The organism is Longimicrobiaceae bacterium (genome assembly GCA_036375715.1).
Lineage (GTDB): Bacteria > Gemmatimonadota > Gemmatimonadetes > Longimicrobiales > Longimicrobiaceae > DASVBS01.
The window spans coordinates 74,365-90,911 of the sequence record DASVBS010000034.1 but is presented as its reverse complement, the minus strand read 5'-3'; the positions used below and the strand labels follow the sequence as shown (position 1 = coordinate 90,911).

At 67.8% G+C, this 16,547-nt stretch carries 13 protein-coding genes; 9 read left to right on the top strand and 4 right to left on the bottom strand.

All coding sequences use genetic code 11. The features are described 5' to 3' along the window. Window positions 1-37 precede the first annotated feature (37 nt). Entirely contained in the window at window positions 38-1,492 is a 1,455-nt protein-coding gene (uxaC, locus tag VF167_07315; GenBank protein ID HEX6925223.1) for a glucuronate isomerase, read from the bottom strand. A gap of 249 nt (window positions 1,493-1,741) precedes the next feature. Here uxaC and VF167_07310 point away from each other — a divergent pair, with 249 nt between their 5' ends. The 5 genes from VF167_07310 to VF167_07290 all read left to right on the top strand — a co-directional run bounded on the left by VF167_07310 (window position 1,742) and on the right by VF167_07290 (window position 7,553). Continuing rightward, window positions 1,742-2,959, top strand: coding sequence for an ROK family transcriptional regulator (locus VF167_07310; GenBank protein ID HEX6925222.1), 1,218 nt, complete (start codon window positions 1,742-1,744; stop codon window positions 2,957-2,959). Between the two features lie 43 nt (window positions 2,960-3,002). Then, complete coding sequence (locus VF167_07305) at window positions 3,003-4,154, top strand: TIM barrel protein (GenBank protein HEX6925221.1); 1,152 nt, start codon at window positions 3,003-3,005, stop codon at window positions 4,152-4,154. Window positions 4,155-4,364: 210 nt separating this feature from the next. Then, window positions 4,365-5,888 carry a xylulokinase gene (gene xylB, locus VF167_07300; GenBank protein HEX6925220.1) on the top strand — a complete coding sequence of 508 codons (1,524 nt, stop codon included), beginning with the start codon at window positions 4,365-4,367 and terminating at the stop codon, window positions 5,886-5,888. 34 nt (window positions 5,889-5,922) lie between these two features. Further along, on the top strand, window positions 5,923-6,966 hold the full coding sequence (uxuA, locus tag VF167_07295) for a mannonate dehydratase (protein ID HEX6925219.1): 1,044 nt from the start codon (window positions 5,923-5,925) through the stop codon (window positions 6,964-6,966). Beyond that, window positions 6,963-7,553 (top strand): hypothetical protein, encoded by a 591-nt coding sequence (locus VF167_07290; GenBank protein HEX6925218.1) that lies wholly within the window; start codon window positions 6,963-6,965, stop codon window positions 7,551-7,553. Before uxuA ends, VF167_07290 begins: the two co-directional genes overlap by 4 nt. Before the next feature lie 27 nt (window positions 7,554-7,580). Here the strand turns inward: VF167_07290 and VF167_07285 are convergent, their stop codons facing one another. Next, window positions 7,581-9,629, bottom strand: coding sequence for a plastocyanin/azurin family copper-binding protein (locus VF167_07285; protein HEX6925217.1), 2,049 nt, complete (start codon window positions 9,627-9,629; stop codon window positions 7,581-7,583). After that, on the bottom strand, window positions 9,626-11,524 hold the full coding sequence (locus VF167_07280) for a DUF1080 domain-containing protein (protein HEX6925216.1): 1,899 nt from the start codon (window positions 11,522-11,524) through the stop codon (window positions 9,626-9,628). Before VF167_07280 ends, VF167_07285 begins: the two co-directional genes overlap by 4 nt. Window positions 11,525-11,865: 341 nt before the next feature. Here VF167_07280 and VF167_07275 point away from each other — a divergent pair, with 341 nt between their 5' ends. Together VF167_07275 and VF167_07270 are read left to right on the top strand one after the other, a co-directional pair. Further along, window positions 11,866-12,645 (top strand): glycoside hydrolase domain-containing protein, encoded by a 780-nt coding sequence (locus VF167_07275; protein ID HEX6925215.1) that lies wholly within the window; start codon window positions 11,866-11,868, stop codon window positions 12,643-12,645. 6 nt (window positions 12,646-12,651) lie between these two features. Next, entirely contained in the window at window positions 12,652-13,062 is a 411-nt protein-coding gene (locus VF167_07270) for a PilZ domain-containing protein (GenBank protein HEX6925214.1), read from the top strand. Between the two features lie 181 nt (window positions 13,063-13,243). Here VF167_07270 and VF167_07265 read toward each other — a convergent pair whose 3' ends face one another. Next, the gene (locus VF167_07265; GenBank protein ID HEX6925213.1) at window positions 13,244-13,894 is read right to left on the bottom strand and encodes a bifunctional 4-hydroxy-2-oxoglutarate aldolase/2-dehydro-3-deoxy-phosphogluconate aldolase; all 651 of its coding nucleotides are present in this window, start codon (window positions 13,892-13,894) and stop codon (window positions 13,244-13,246) included. Window positions 13,895-14,152: 258 nt separating this feature from the next. Between VF167_07265 and VF167_07260 the strand changes: the two genes are divergently transcribed. Both VF167_07260 and VF167_07255 read left to right on the top strand, forming a co-directional pair. After that, a complete protein-coding gene (locus VF167_07260; GenBank protein ID HEX6925212.1) occupies window positions 14,153-15,844 on the top strand; it encodes a GMC family oxidoreductase in 1,692 nt (563 codons plus the stop codon). Window positions 15,845-15,849: 5 nt separating this feature from the next. After that, complete coding sequence (locus VF167_07255; GenBank protein HEX6925211.1) at window positions 15,850-16,452, top strand: gluconate 2-dehydrogenase subunit 3 family protein; 603 nt, start codon at window positions 15,850-15,852, stop codon at window positions 16,450-16,452. Window positions 16,453-16,547 lie beyond the last annotated feature (95 nt).

Here is a 16,547-nt window from a genome sequence, read left to right as displayed (position 1 = left end):
GCGCCGTGGTATGCGGCGCCCCTATCAGATGAGAACCCTACGCGAGCCGATACGTTTCCTTCGCGAGATCGTAGGCCAGGGCGCGGGCCATTTCGCGAGCGTCGCTCATGTCGACGATGTGCCGCGCGACCAGCCCCGCCAGGAAGTTGGCGTCCACTCTCCGCGAGAGATCGTGACGCGCGGGGATCGAGCAGAAGGCGCGGGTATCGTCGTTGAACCCGGCGGTGTTGTAGATACCGGCCGTCTCCGTCGTGAGCTGACGGTACCGGGTCATCCCCTCGATGGAGTCGTGGAACCACCAGGCCGGGCCCAGGCGCACCGCCGGATAATGCCCCGCGAGCGGCGCCAGTTCGCGCGAGTAGGTGGATTCGTCCAGGGTGAATAGCACGAGCCGGAAATTCGGGTCGTTCCCGTAGGCGTTGAGCAGCGCCCGCAGGTTACGGGTGTACTCGGTGCGAATCGGGATGTCGGCTCCCTTGTCCTGCCCGAAGCGCTCGAAGATCGCCTGGTTGTGGTCACGGAGTGAGCCCGCGTGGATCTGCATCACCATGCCATCCTCGGTGGACATCCGGGCCATCTCCATGAGCATGTGCGCTTCGAAGCGCCGCTGATCCTCCTCCGTCGCCTGGCCGCGCAGGGCACGTTGGAAGAGGGTATCCGCCTCCGCGTCCGGAAGACGCTCCGTGTACGGCTCCAGGACCGCATGATCGGTGGCGGTGGCGCCCAGCGACCGGAAGTAGGTCCGCCGATCCTCGAGTGCCCGGATGAACGAGCGATAATCCGCTACTTCGTATCCGCAGACCTCCGATAGCTTCTCTATCTCCGCCCGCCAGCCGGGCAGCGAGATCCGAAGAACCGCGTCCGGCCGGAAGCACGGAATCACCCGGCCACCCCAGCCCGAATCCCGGATGGCCTGGTGGTGCTCGAGGGTATCGGTGGCCGCGTCGGTGGTGCAGAGCACCTCGATGTTGAAGCGCTCGAAGAGCGCGCGCGGGAGGAACTCAGGAGTGCGCAGCTTCTCCGCGATCTCGTCATAGATCTGCTGCGCCGTCTGGCCGTTCAGCTTGCGCCGGATGCCGAAGACTTCGTGGAACTCGTGATCCAGCCACGCGCCGGTCGGGGTTCCTCGGAACAGGTACCAGTGCTCGCCGAAGATCTGCCAGATCTTGCGGGGATCCGTCTCGACCATGGTCCCGTCGCGCGCGGGGATTCCCAGCGACTCCAGCCGGATTCCCTGCGAATAGAGCATCCGGAAGATGTAGTGATCCGGGATCAGGATCAGCGCCGTCGGCTCGGGGAAAGGCCGGTTCTCCGCCAGCAGCGAGGGGTCGACGTGTCCGTGCGGACCCACGATGGGGAGGTCGCGCGTCTCCGCGTACAGCTCGCGGGCGATGCCGCGGATCGTTGGGTCCGGATCGAAGAAGCGGTCGTCGTCGAGCCTCAGGACGCCGTCGTCGGCGGTCCGGACGGAGTCGAGTACCGGTGATTGCATGGCGAGCGGTGGGCGCGAGTGGGATCCGGGCGGGCACCCGAACGGGCGCGGCTCGGAGAATTGTTCGCCACAATGACAATTGGGCGGAAAGAGTAAGCCAGGAGTAGCGTCCACGCAACGCCGCCCCACGGCCGCCTCACCTCTTCGCCCTTGCCCCCCTGGGAAGTGAAGACGAATTTGCCCGCCTGGCGAACAAAGCCTCTGCGAGTGATCCTCCGGAAGCAGCCGGCGCAGGGAGGAAACGGCGGAATGAAAAAGATCGACACGCGGAACTTTCAGCGCGCCACGCGCGCCACTCCGCGCCGGATCAATCGGCAGATCGTGCTGAACCTCGTGCGCGAGCATCAGCCCATCTCGCGGGCCGAGGTGGCGCGCCGCATGGGGGTGGGTCGCGGCATGGTGACCTCGCTGGTCGACGAGCTGCTCGCCGCTGGCGAGATCTACGAGGGAGAGAGCGCCGACTCCCCGCGCGGCCGGCGGCCCAAGCCCCTCTATCTGCGCACGCACGATCGCCATCTTCTCGCGGTTGACGTACGCTTCAGCCGGACGTATTTGATGTTGGCGGATTTCGCCGGCCGGGAGGTCGCGATCGAGAGCTTCCCTACCCCTTTCGATCCCGATCGGCTGGTGGCGGAAATTGCCGGTCGGGGAGAGGCGGTTTTGAGGCGCCACGCTGTGGCACGGTGCGAAGGGATCGGCGTGGTCGTGCCCGGGATGGTGGATCGCTCCAGCGGTCGGGTGCTGAACGCGCCGCAGCTTGGTTGGCGGGACGTCGATCTGCTCCCGGCGCTCCGCGCCGCAACCGCGCTCCCGGTCTACCTCGAGAACGCTCCCATCGCGTGCGCGCTCGCCCAGGTCTGGCTCAATCCGGGCGGAGGCGAAGGGAGCGACGATTTCGTATACGTCACGGTGTCGGATGGAGTGGGCGCCGGCATCGTGGTGCGGGGCCAGGTCGTTCGCGGGCATGGTGACACCGCTGGGGAGTTCGGCCACATCGCGCTGCACCCCGAGGGGCCTCCCTGCTTGTGCGGGTTGCGCGGGTGCTGGGAGGCATATACCTCGAACGTAGCCACTCTCGCGCGCTACTTCGGGCTCGACCTCGCCGACCCGGAGGCGCCGGAGAAGCTGCGGCAGCGAGGTGTGACGGTGGTGGACCTGGTCGCCCGCGCGCGCGACGGGGACGAGGCTGCCGCGAGGGCGCTGGCAGACACGGCGCACTACCTCGGGGTGGGTCTGGCGGGTATCATCAATGCCCTGAACCCGGCCCGGATCGTCATCGGCGGTGAGATCACCCTCGGGTGGGATCTGATCGAGCGGCGGGTGCGTGCTGCGACGCGCGCCCGGACGCTCACCGCAGCGGCCGCCGAGACCGCAATCGTGACGGAAGACGCCCGGCTCCACCCCCGCCTGCGAGGAGCCGCGGCACTGGTGGTAGCGCCGCTCTTTGCGGCGCCCGAAATCGTCTAGCAGCACGCAGGTGTTCCCACTCACCCGAGGAGATTGAACGTACATGGCTTTCCAAGACCTGCGGTCCCAGGCCACCCGCCGTTCCAAGGACGAGCTCATCCGTCACCTGTCAACGTTCGAGCTCGACCTGCGGTTCACGGCCGGGATCTGGTTCTTTTCCCCGCCCAACAGCCGCTTCCACGACAAGTACAAGGCTGAGCTAGCGCTGGAGCAGCGACTGGAGATCGCCGCGGGGCTCAAGGAGTACGGCCTCGTCGGGCTGGAAGCCCACTACCCGAACGAGATCAACGAGGACAACCTCGAGGTCTGGAAGGCCTTTTCCCGCGACACGGGGATCCGACTGGTCACCGTCATCCCCCTCCTCTTCTGGGATGAGGACTTCGAGTGGGGCTCGCTCTCGAACCCGATCGAGAAGCATCGTCGCAAGGCGCTCGACCGCACCAAGGCCGCACTGCGTCTGAACCGGGAGCTGGACACCGATTTCGCGGTCGTGTGGCCGGGGATCGACGGCTACGAGAACTGCTTCGGGGTGGATTTCGTCGGGATGAGGCAGCGCTTCGCCGAGGGGCTGGCGGAGGCGATGGACGAGGTGCCGGGCGTGCGTATCGCCTTCGAGCCCAAGCCGTACGAGCCGCGCGGGCGGATCCTCTACGGGCTGACGCCGGAAGGCGTGCTGCTCGGGCACCAGGTCGAGGGCATGCTGCGGAACCCCGAAAACCGCAGGATCCTGGACGAGGGGCACGCGCTCTTTGCGATGAACCCCGAGATCGGCCACGTGATCATGGGCTACGAGGACCTGCCGTACGCCCTCTCCTGGCCGCTCTCCGAGGGCCGGCTCGCCCATACGCACTGGAACAGCCAGCCGCTCGGCAACTACGACCAGGACCTCAACGTCGGCGTGATCGCCCCGGAGCAGATGGAAGCGGGCCTGTACACGCTGAAGATGTACGGCTACCAGGGCTACTTTGGCATCGACATCAACCCGGAGCGCATGCCGGTGGATGTCGCGCTGAAGAATTCGATGGACGCGCTGCGCGCGGCGAACGACCGCATCAACGAGCTGGATCACGAGGCGATCCTCCATTCCATCGAGAACCCGGCGGAGAACCGCGGGTGGCTGGAGGCCTATCTCATCCGCGCCCGTGCTCCGCACCCGGACCGGCTGGCGCCGCTTCCGCCGCTCAGCGGCCGGTAAGAGAGGCGCGTTCCCAGTCGCCGGTCTGACCCGAACGGGAACATGCCTCGCGCGCCGGGGCGGAGCTCGCACCGAGGCTGAGCCCGCTTCGGTGAACCCTGCCTGGTCGCGCATGAAGGATTGAGCATCGTGCTGTCGCGGAGGATCTCCGACCCTGTCGGGATCCTCCGTTGCTTACCTGCCTGTGTCACCCGAACCCGCACTGGACCCGTGCCCAGCTATCTCCTCGGTCTCGATGTCAGCACCACCGGCAGCAAGGCACTGTTGATCGACGAAGAGGGGCGGGTGGTGCAATCCGCCACCAATTCGCACCCTCTGTACACGCCGCGGCCCGCGTGGTCGGAGCAGGACCCCGTCGACTGGTGGACCGCCTCCACCGCCAGTATCCGGGCGGTACTCGAAGCCGCCGGCGTCCAGCCCGCGGACGTGGTCGGAATCGGCCTCACCGGCCAGATGCACGGGCTCGTGCTGCTGGACCAGGCCGGTGAAGTCCTCCGCCCGGCCATCCTCTGGAACGATCAGCGCACGGCGGCGCAGTGCGCCTCGATCACCGAGCGGGTCGGTCCCGAGCGCGTGCTGCAGATCACGGGCAACCCGGTGCTCCCCGGCTTCACCGCGCCCAAGATCGTCTGGGTAAAGGAGAACGAGCCGCAGGTCTACGCGCGGGTTGCCAGCTTCCTGCTGCCCAAGGACTACGTGCGCTATCGGCTCACCGGCGCCCTTGTCTGTGACGTGTCGGACGCTTCGGGAACATCCGTGTTCGATGTTGGCCGGCGGACCTGGTCAGATGAGATCCTGGAGGCGTTGGAGATCCCCCGCTCGTGGGTGCCGGAGGTGACTGAGTCGCCCGAGGTGAGCGCCCGTGTGAGCGCCGAGGGGGCGCGGGCGACGGGCCTGCTCGCGGGCACTCCGGTGGTCAGCGGCGCCGGCGACAACGCTGCGGCCGCGGTGGGCACGGGGATCATCCGGTCTGGCATCATCTCCGCGTCGCTGGGCACCAGCGGCGTGGTGTTCGCGCCGCTCGAGAGCTACCAGCCGGAACCCGCGGGGCGGCTGCACGCCTTCTGTCACGCGGTCCCCGGTCAGTGGCACCTCATGGGGGTGATGCTGTCGGCGGCGGGCAGTCTGCGCTGGTATCGCGACGCGATCACGGGCGAGAACGAAGAGAGCCCGTCCTTCGATTCGTTGGTGGACGAGGCGCGCAGTGTCCCCGCCGGCTCCGAGGGGCTCCTCTTCCTCCCCTACCTGAGCGGGGAGCGTACGCCGCACCCGGACCCCGACGCACGCGGCGCATTCGTGGGGCTCTCCCTGCGCCACGGCCGCGGCCACCTGACCCGGGCGGTCATGGAGGGCGTGGTCTTCGGTCTTAAGGATTCCGTCGAGTTGATGAAGCCGCTTGGCCTCAGTGTGGGACGCGTGCGCATCGCGGGCGGCGGCGCGCGCAGCACACTCTGGCGCCAGATCCTGGCCGACGTGCTCGACGCCGAGCTGGCAACGACGGATGCGACGGAGGGTGCGGCGTACGGTGCCGCCCTGCTCGGAGGTGTCGGCGCCGGGGTGTTCGATTCGGTCGAGGCAGCCAGCGATCGCGCGGTCCGGGAAGTGGAGCACATCCACCCGGGGGCCGACGTGGCCACCTACGCCCGCTTCTACGAGCGCTATCGCGCGCTCTATCCGGCCCTCGCGAACGAGTTCCACGCGATGGCCCGCCTGCTCGACAACCAGAGCTCCTGAGCCGAGGAGACCGCACCAGACGAGAACGCTCTACATGTACATGACCTTCCGCTGGTATGGCGTCGACGACGCCATACCGCTGCAGCATATTCGCCAGATCCCCGGGGTATCCGGGATCGTGACGGCGCTCTACGACGTACCGGTAGGCGAGGTCTGGCCGCAGTCCTCCCTCGCCCGCCTGCAGGAGCAGATCGGGGCGGCGGGATTGCAGCTCTCCGTGGTGGAGAGCATTCCGGTGCACGAGGAGATCAAGCTCGGGCTCTCCACGCGAGATCGCTGGATCGACAACTACTGCGAGAGCATCCGGAACATGGGCGAACTGGGGATCGGCGTGCTCTGCTACAACTTCATGCCGATCTTCGACTGGACTCGCACCTCGCTCGAGCTGCGGCTGGAGGACGGATCCACCGCCCTCGCCTACGACCACCAGGATCTGCAGCGGATCGACCTTTCCAAGGGGACGGGTGACCTCCCCGGCTGGGCCACCGCGTACGATGCGCGAGAGCTCGCGGAGCTGCTGGAGGCCTATCGGCAGGTGGACGAGGAGCGCCTGTGGGAGAACCTCGCCTATTTCCTCGAGCGGGTGGTCCCGGTGGCCGAGGAGTACGGGGTGAAGATGGCGATCCACCCCGACGATCCGCCCTGGTCGATCTTCGGCCTGCCCCGGATCATCACCGACGGGCCCGCGCTGCAGCGTCTGGTCGGGCTGGTGGACAGCCCTTCCAACGGAGTCACCTTCTGCACCGGGTCGCTCGGGCCCCGGCCGGACAACGATCTCCCCGCCATGATCCGCGACATCGGTGGTCGTGGGCGTATCAACTTCGTCCACTGCCGCAACGTGCTGCGTACCGGGGAGAAGCAGTTCCACGAGAGCCCGCATCCCTCCCAGTACGGCAGCGTGGACATGCGCGAGGTGCTGAAAGCGCTACGCGAGGTGGGATTCGACGGACCGATGCGCCCGGACCACGGGCGGATGATCTGGGGAGAGACCGGCCGCCCGGGTTACGGGCTGTACGATCGCGCGTTGGGCGCCACCTACCTGCTCGGCCTCTGGGAGGGATTGGGGGAGCAAGCGTGAGGCAGTTGGGTTTGAGGCCGCTCGGTCTGTTGCTGGCGGTGGGGGCTGCCGCCTGCGCGGTCCCCACCCGCGTGGACGTGCGCGGCCCCGACTTCCAGGGGGTGACCGCCACGAGGCTGCGCGGGAACGTTCTTCCCACGCCGCCCACCGGTATCGGCGCCATCGAGCTCAACGCCGAGCGCCTCGAGCGGCCGGAGGAGCCCTTCGAGTATGCGCTGCTGGTAGAGGTGCGCGCCGAGGGGCTACGCGTGCAGAACGGAGAATCGCTCGAGGTCGTGCTGGGGCGGGACACCGTGCGCCTCACGCGCGACTCGACCACCACCTTCTGGGCGCGGGTCGATCCGACCGTGCGCGAGCAGGCACGCTACCCCGCGCCCGATTCGCTGCTGATGCGGCTCGCCTCGGCCCCCGACGTGGTCGTCGCGGTGCGCGGGGCCGGTTGGTGGGAGCGCCGGCGTCTGTCCGAGGAGAATCGGGCGGTGCTGAGCCGGTGGGCGCAGGTGTACGTGCGGCCCGATTCGGTCGCGCCGCCCTTGCCGGAGGCGGGGGTGTCGGACAGCGCGCAGGGGGGTAGGCCCCCGCAGTAAGGGATCGGGAGGGGGCCATTCCCCGGCTTACTCCTCCACGCGCAACACGCCTCGCATCGTGATTCCGTGCCCGGGGAAGGTGCAGACGTACGGGTACTCACCCGGCTCCGAGGGGGCCTGGAAGTAGATCGCCTCCTGGGTGCCGGGCTGGAGCAGAGCGGTGTGGAACAGGACGTCCTGCGAGTCGGGGACGTAATGCTGCGTCTGACCTGAGAGGCCCAGGTTCATTGCCGCCTCCACCACTCGATCTGCCGCGCCCGGGGCGACTACGAGAAGGTTGTGCAGCATGTCGTCCGGGTTCTCCAGCACCAGGCGAATTCGCTCGCCGGGCTGCACCGTCACCTCGGCCAGGTCGAACCGCATCCCGGGTACCGTCCGGATCGTCACGGTACGGTCGACTGAGCCGTTCCACCCGACCGGAATGGTCGTCTGCCGCTTGGCTCCGGTCGCCACCGCCCCCGCCACCGAGCCACCGCCTCCACTCTCGTTTCGACTCGCGGCCGCCGCGACCGTGGGCCGTTCGCTCGTCGAGGTGGTTCGCATCCGCTCCCCCGCGGGGATCCGGTTCAGCGTGTAGTAGCCGGTGTCGTGGAGCAGCGGCTCACCCTCTGCCGACCGCACCCCGGACATGCGGATCTCGTGGGCGTACCCCTGCCTCAGCCCCTCCACCTGGAGGCGCGCCCGCAGTCCATCCTCCGAGACCTCGACGGCCGTGACCGGGTGCACCTGCTGGTCGATCGGCGGCGATCCGTAGGTGTGATGGTAATGGTAGGTGAAGCTCTGGATCGCGTACGAAGTGGGGTCTGCGGCGCTGGCCGGGTCCACCGGGCGGGTGAAAGTGATCTCGAAGCCGTCGGGCCGCGCCTCGACCTTCTGCGCCTCGAAGGGCATCTCACCGGTCCACACCAGCCTCTGCAATCCGAAAGGCGCCCTGCCGGTGGAGGCCCAGCCGCGGTTCGTCATCCCGACGAACATGGAGGCGTCGGTGCCCCAGATCATGCGCAGCACGCCCGAGGAGAACCCTTCGCGGAAGGGGAAGACGACGCCCTGGTAGACGCCGTCCACCTTCTCGAGGAAGACCCGCATGATCTTGCTGTGCCCCTGATCGCCGACGAAGAGCTGCCCGGCGAATGGACCGAACCGGCCACCCGTCGAATCGACCAGGATGTCGGAGGTTGAGATCCCCAGCACGGTGTGCGGGAACCAGACGGCGGGCGGCTTCAGCCCCGGAACGCGCTGGGCGACCACGTACTCGGGCTCGCCCGTGTCGGGGACGTCCTCCGGCCGCAGGCGCAGCGGTGACTCCGGCTCGTTCGTCCAGATCAGTCCAGCAGGGTTGCCGGCGAAGTCGCCGCGCTCCAGGTGGGTGATGCCACCGGAGCCGACCCAGTCCCCCTGGTTTTCTGCGTAGAAGAGCTCACCATCGAGGTTATAGCCATAGCCGGCGGGCGATCGTAGGCCGGTCGCGATCGGCGTCATCTGCCCGTCCGGCGTGATCTCGATGGCCCATCCGCGCCACTTGGCCAGGCTCGCGCCGTAACCGATCCAGGCCAGGTTGAGCGTGACCAGCATGTTTCCATCGGGGGTGAAGACCGGCCCGTACGAGTATTCGTGGTAGTTGCCTGACAGCGGCCAGGAGTACACGGTCTCGTAGCGGTCGGCGCGGCCGTCCCCGTCGCGGTCGACCAGCCTGGTCAGCTCGCCGCGCTGGGCGGTGTACAACGCCCCGTCGCGATAGGCGAGGCCGAGGGGTTCGTGCAGCCCGCGCGCGAAGCGGGAGAAGTGCGGCTGCGTACCGGCCTCCATATAGGGATCGTCGACGATCCAGACGTCCCCGCGGCGGGTCGCGATCCCCAGCTGTCCACCCGGAAGGTTGGTCATTCCGCCAACCTCGAGGACCACCCCTTCGGGAATGGGGATCGTGATCAGCCGGTAGTAACGATCCTCGGCGGCGGCCTGAGAGGAGGTGGCGGAGCGCTGCTGGGCCGCCGCGGGGGCAACGGCCGCCACCGCCCCTAGGAGGGCGCACAGGAGGGCGACGCACGCCCCTCGGGTAATGTGGCTCGTGGCTCTCACCAGATCACCTCGTACTCGGCAGTCGATTGATTGCGGCGGAAGGAAAGCGGAACGATCAGTTCCTGGCCGCCCTCGACGCTACGCAGTCGAGCCCTTTCGGCGCCGCGGCCCGGCACCAGGTAGAATCGGCCGTCGACGATGTAGGCCCCGTCGCGCGTGCGCTCGATCGATTCGCCCCGGGCGAGACGGAGGTAGAGGCCTCCACCCCCCGCGGGAGCGTCGATCCGAATCGAACGCGCCAGCCCCCGCCGCCCCTCGAGCAGCTGAATCCGATCTTCCACCGTCGCCTCGCCCGCACGATAGCGGAAGGTCGGAAGGCCACCCTCGTCCAGGTCATAGCCGAGGAAGCGGAAGCCGAACGAAGGCGGGATGGAATCCGGCCACGCAGCGTTCTCGTCGTTCAGCGTCGCCAGGGCCGGCCCGAGGGCGAACCGAACGACGCTGCCGAGAGGCACGGCGAGCTGCGGCTCTCCGCGCTCCACCCACATCTGGCTCGTCTCCAGGAAGGGGCCGCGCCACGCCAGCAGGACGTTGCCGAGCTCGGCGTCGTAGCTGTAATGCACGCCGGACGGATCCCCCACCGAGATCACGTGGGTGCGCTTCTCGCCGCCGTGCTCGAGGAAGCTGCGAAGCAGGTATGGCTCCCTACCCGGCTCGACGGTGACGGCGCCCTGCGCCGATCCCCGGCGGGTGCGTGTCTCGCTCGTGAGCGCTTGCCGGCGTACCCCCGGCCCCTCCGCAAAGAGGTCCACGCTGGCGGGCCGACCTTCCCGGTTCTTGAAGAGCTCGAGCACGAACTCCTGCCGACCCGCGGCGAGGTCCGCTTCGGCGGTCACGGAGCGTTGCCTTCCGTCGTGGACGAGCACCTCCCGCCCCCCGATCCGAAGCCGTGCGCCACCCTCCGTGCCGTTGCCCCCCTCGCCATCGATCCATCCGAGGCGGAGATCGAAGAGGTAGCGACCGGCGACCGGGACCTCGATGGTACCCTGCTCCACCAGCGCGAAGGCGTCGGCCACGCCCGCATTCGACGCCGTCAGGCGCGGTGACTCGCCGCTCCGATCGGGAGAGCGGCCGGTGAGGTCGGGAAGGCTCTGGAATTTCCCATCGTACGCCTTGAAGGTCAGTCCGGAGAGCTCCAACGCCTCGGCGCCGTAGCGCTTGAAGCGGATCTTCCGGAAGGCGATGGGTCCGTGATCGCCCTGAATGATGAGCGGCCCGGTCGCGGCCTCCCCCGGGAGGAACGCTCCCCGGGTGGGGCCGCTGAGCTCCACGTTCTCGTGGATGACCGCTCCGTTCAGCTCCACCCGCACGAAGCGGGCGTTCTCGATCTTATTCCCCGATGCATCGAAGCGCGGTGCGCGGAACTCGACGCGGAGCGTCTGCCAGAGCCCCGGAGCCCGGGCGGCGTTGAAGCGGGGCGCGTGACCCTCGAACCCTTCGTTCCCTGGCCCGCGCGACTCGTCCCACCGCTCGTAAATGCCTCCCACATCGCCGTAGGTCGGGTGCTCCACGCCCCAGCTGTCGAGCAGTTGCAGCTCGTAGCGCCCCTGAAAGTAGATTCCCGAGTTCGAGGCCCGGGGCACCATGAACTCGAGCTCGAGGTCGATGTCTCCGTGCTCCCAGGTGGTGCGTAGATCGCCCCCGTCGCCTGGCTTTGCGGTATTGACCACGACTCCGCTCCCCGGCGAGGTCGTGACTCTCAGGTTACGAGCTCGATCGGCGGCGACGCCGCCGACGATCCGCCAGTTCCCGGGTGGCTCGCTGAAGGCGGCGAGGTCGTTGAGCGCGATGCTGTCGAGCGGGAGCGTCGCGGGGGCCTGTGCCTGAAGCACGGGGGGACCGCTGGCCGCGAGCGCGACAGCGGCCGCCAGACCGAGGGCGTGTTGGAGCTTCATACGAACGTGAGTCGGGTAGGGTCTGCGGGAGGCCCAACATAGAAGCCGGTCATGGTGCCGGCAACCGTCAAGGGCGATCGGTCGCGCGGTCGCGGCACGTGTGGACCCGATCCTGCAATCCCCGCGGTCCCGATAACCTCACCGCAAACGGAGGCAGAAGCAGAGATGTGCACCGGACACCGAGCTTCCACGGCCCCGCGGCCGGCCCGCTACGGTCGTGGAGCGGACGCTACCCTCTGCCTTGCGGAGATTCCGGCAGCGGTGGGTCGGCTGTGAGGAGATCGGGCTGGATGCCTCGGCCGGGCTTCGAATTTGCTTGTGCCGCGCGTTGGCGCCGTACCGTGCTGGCGTTGATCTGCGTGCTGGCGGGATGTGCCTCGGCGGGTCGCTCCTCGGGCCCGGCCCAGCGGGTTTTGCCGGGATTCGACACCAGCCGCTATCCCGGTGACGAGGTGCTCCGCCTCTGGAAGAGGGAGTCGCCCTACCACTGGATCGGCTTCTACCTGCCGGCTCCGTGTCATCGGGAGACCTCCTGGTCCGGCAAGCGCCAGACGCTGTTGAGTATGGGCTGGGGGATCGCCATCCTGTACGTTGGCCAGCAGGCCTTCGAGGGGATCCCTCCGTCGGACGCGGTGACCGGAAGCCCCATCGTCTGTTCGCGTGCACTACTCTCGGAAGAAAGGGGGCGCCAGGACGCGCTGGACGCGGCGAACGCCGCGGAACGGGAAGGCTTTCCCCGCGGCAGCGTCATCTATCAGGACATCGAGAACATGCGGGTGATCCCCGACTCGATGCGTGCGTACTATTCGGGATGGCAGCGCGAACTGCTCGCGGACGGGCGCTATCTGCCGGGAACGTACGCACACCATCTGAATGCGGTGGAGCTGAGGCCCCTGGCCGAAGCGGTGTTCCGAGAGGCGGGACGGAGCGAGACTCCGCCGTTCTGGGTAGCCGGTGGTCGGGACTTCTCGCTGGACAGCCCCGCCTGGTCGATCGGGCTTCCCTTCGTGAGGATCTGGCAGGGAGCGCTGGACGTGGATCGGACCTGGGGCGGGCGCACGCTCCGGATCGATGAGAACGTGGCGACCTCTGCGTCGCCTTCCGAACCTCTGTACCCCTGAGGGGACGTGTCCCGGCGATATCGGGGCGATCGTGACGGTGGCGTCGTGGACCGACGACGCCTGGTGTACCAACGCCTGCGACGGGAGTTACGAGTGGCCTTCGACAACCGACGCGAATACTATCGGATCCCGTTTCCCGAGAGTGAGCGCCCGAGGGTCGTAGTGGGTACCTCGATCTCGGAGGTGATTGAGTGTTCCGAGCGCGGGCTGAGCTTCCATCCGTCAGCCGATCCCGGCGAGGTGGGAGACGTCGTGGAGGGCCGGATTCGCTTTCCTCGCGGGGTGGAGCTGCCGTTCCGGGGCGAGGTCGTTCGGGTAGCGGAAGACCGCGTATCGCTCGAGTTGAAGGGAAGCGGAATCCCCTTCGCGGTGATCTTCCAGGAACAGCTTCACCTGCGTCGCCGGAGCGATCGGTAGCGGAGCGGATCGCGAACTACGAATTACGAATTACGAATTACGGCTGCATTCTTCCGCTCTGTCGCGCGACGCAATCTCCACCAGAGTAGGGACGACCCTTGCGGCGGGCGTCCTGTTGGCCGGCCGCAAGGGTGGGTGGGGGTAAGCCTCGCGACGTCGCTCAGACGTAAGACTACCCAGATCAGCTACCATAGGCTTCCCTCGCCCGACGCAGCGCTCCTACCAGCGCTCGTGCGCGTGTGGCGAGAGCCTCGATGTCATCCTCATCCTTCCGCACCAGGGCACCTCCCACGCCGAAGGCAGCGGCTCCGGCCCTGACATATTCGGCGAGGTTCGTCGCGTCGATCCCGCCGGTGGGCACGAATCCCACGTCGTCCAGCGGAGCCCGCAGCGCGCGCAGATAAACGGGGCCGAGCGCGTCGGCGGGAAAGAGCTTGACCAGCCGACACCCCGCCGCGTGGGCCGCCTGGGCCTCGGAAGCGGTAAAGACTCCCGGAAGGTGCACCACGCCGACCTGGCGCGAGCGGGCGACGCTCTCAGGATCGAAGTTGGGGGAGACCAGGAAGGCGGCGCCCGCGCTCAGCGCCGCGTCGACGTCGGCGACCGTGCGGACGGTCCCCGCGCCAACCAGCAGCTCCTCTCCGAAATGCCTGCGGAGGGCCTCGATCCCTGCCAGCGCGCCCGCGCTGTTCAGCGTCACCTCCACCGCCGCCACCCCGCCCTTCCTCAGCGCCTCCCCGATGCGCAGCAGCGTCTCGTGCGGAAAGTTGCCTCGCACGATGGCGATGATCCCGCTCCTGCGTAGCGCAGCGTCGACTTGCGTGGCGTTCATATTGGCTTCACCCTATCTTCCCCGAAAATGAGTGCGCGACGGTCGAAACGTTGCACTCACCCGTGGGCGATGTGACCGTTGCCTGACCCGTATCCGGCGCGTCCAGTTGCCATGGAGTAGACCCGAGCGGGTCTGCGCATCGCGCAAGATCACCCATCGAGGCTCGAGACCACGACCGGCTCGACGTTCGGCGTAAGCCGCCGAGGCTACGGTCAACAAGCAGCCGGTCCATCAACCGTCCCATCCTCCACCAGTCCGATGCCGATCAGATCCTCGCAGGACACGCACGACGTGATCATCGTGGGATCCGGGGCCGGCGGCGGTATGGCTGCGTACGCGCTGACCACCGCGGGTGCCCGGGTCCTCATGCTGGAAGCCGGTGGGGAGTGGTTCCCCGAGCGGGACGCCAAAATGCTCCAGTGGCCCTACCAGTCCCCGCGGCGCGGGGCATCGACCCGCGAACGACAGTTTGGCGAGTTCGACGCCTGCGACGGGGGATGGGAGATCGAGGGCGAGCCGTACACGCGAGCGCCCGGGACCCGCTTCGACTGGTGGCGCGGACGCATGCTGGGCGGGCGCACCAACCACTGGGGCCGCATCTCCCTTCGCTTCGGTCCCGACGACTTCCGCCGCAAGTCGATCGACGGGCTCGGGGAGGACTGGCCGATTGGCTATGACGACCTGGCCCCCTACTACGACCGGGTCGATCGGTTGGTCGGCATCTTCGGGAGCGTCGAGGGGCTTCGCAACCACCCGGACGGTATCTTCCTCCCTCCGCCGGAGCCCCGCTGCTACGAGAAGCTGGTGAAGCAGGCAGCCGACCGGCTCAATATCACCTGCATTCCTTCGCGCCTGTCGATCATCACGCGGCCGCATAACGGCCGCGCCCCCTGTCACTACTGCGGACAGTGCTACCGCGGGTGCAGGACCAACTCCAATTTCTCCAGCCCGGGGGTCCTGATTCGCCCCGCGCTGGAGACGGGACGGCTGACGCTGATCACCCAGGCGATGGCCCGTGAGGTCACCGTCGGGAAGGACGGTCGCGTCACGGGCGTGAACTACATCGACAAGACCACGGGCGAGGACAAGCACGTTTCCGCGCGCATCGTCGTGCTCGCGGCGAGCGCATGCGAGACGGCGCGTCTCCTGCTCAACTCCCGGTCCAGCCTCTTCCCCCAGGGCCTCGCCAACTCCAGCGGAACGGTCGGAAAGTACCTCACCGACACGGTCGGCGTGGACGTGTCCGGGTTCATCCCCAGCCTCGTCGACCAGGTGCCGCACAACGAGGACGGCGTCGGCGGCGCCCACATCTACATGCCCTGGTGGCTGGACAACTCCAAGCTCGACTTCCCTCGCGGCTACCACATCGAGGTCTGGGGGGGACGGCAGATGCCGTCGTACGGGTTCATGGGCGGCATTCAGCGCTATGAGGGAGGCGGCTACGGCAAGGGCCTCAAGGACCAGTACCGGCGCTACTACGGCTCGACGGTCGGCTTCTCCGGCCGGGGCGAGATGGTCCCCAACGACGACTCCTATTGCGAGATCGACCCGAATGTGGTTGACAGGTGGGGGATCCCGGTGTTGCGCTTCCACTGGAAGTGGAGCGATTACGAGTACAAGCAGGCCAAGCACATGCAGGAGACCTTCCGGGCTTTGATCGAGGAGATGGGAGGAAAGCCCTGGGGCGACATGCCCGGGCCCGAGGATGGCTACGGGATCGCGACTGGCGGGCGCATCATCCACGAGCTGGGGTGCACCCGCATGGGGTCAGATCCGTCCACCTCGGTCCTCAACTCGAGCTGTCAGGCCCACGACGTACCCAACCTCTTCGTCGCTGACGGGGGGCCGTTCGTCTCCCAGGCCGACAAGAACCCGACCTGGACGATTCTGGCGCTCGCCTGGCGTACCAGCGACGAGATCGTACGCATGCGGAAAGCGGGGGAGATATGAGCTCGATGAATCGCCGCGAGGCTTTGGGTCTGATCGCGCTGGCGCCCTTCGCTCCTGCGACCGCGAAAACGGCGCCCGCACCCGCGCCTGCGCCTACCATCCCTACCCCTCCCGAGCACGCGCGGGCGGCGGCTACGCGTGGCCAGGAGCCCCGGTTCTTCACCCCCCACGAGATGGTCACCGTGGCGGTGCTCGCTGATATGGTGATCCCCGCGGACGACCGCTCCGGCAGCGCGACAGACGCGGGCGTGCCGGAGTTCATCGACTTCATGATGACCGACACGCGCGACGAGAATCTGCCGTTGCGCATGCGGGGTGGCCTGGCCTGGCTCGACGCCGAGTCGCGCCGTCGCTATCAGCGTCCGTTCGTCGAGTTGTCCGAAGCCGAGCGGACCGCGATCGTCGACGACATTGCCTGGCCCGAGCGCGCGCGCCCCGAGATGAGCCACGGCGTCACCTTCTTCAACCTCTTCCGCGACATGGTGGCCTCCGGCTTCTGGTCGAGCGAAATGGGGATCAAAGATCTGCAGTACATGGGCAACACCGCCGTCCAGTGGCAGGGGTGCCCGCCCGAGGCGCTGAAGAAGCTGGGGTTGAGCGCGGGCTGATCAGCGCGAATCGAGGTTCCACCCGGGGAGCTGCGGGCGGCCTTCGAGCCGCCCGTTTCATTGCTGCCCGCCTCCTTCCTCCCTCTAGCCCGCGC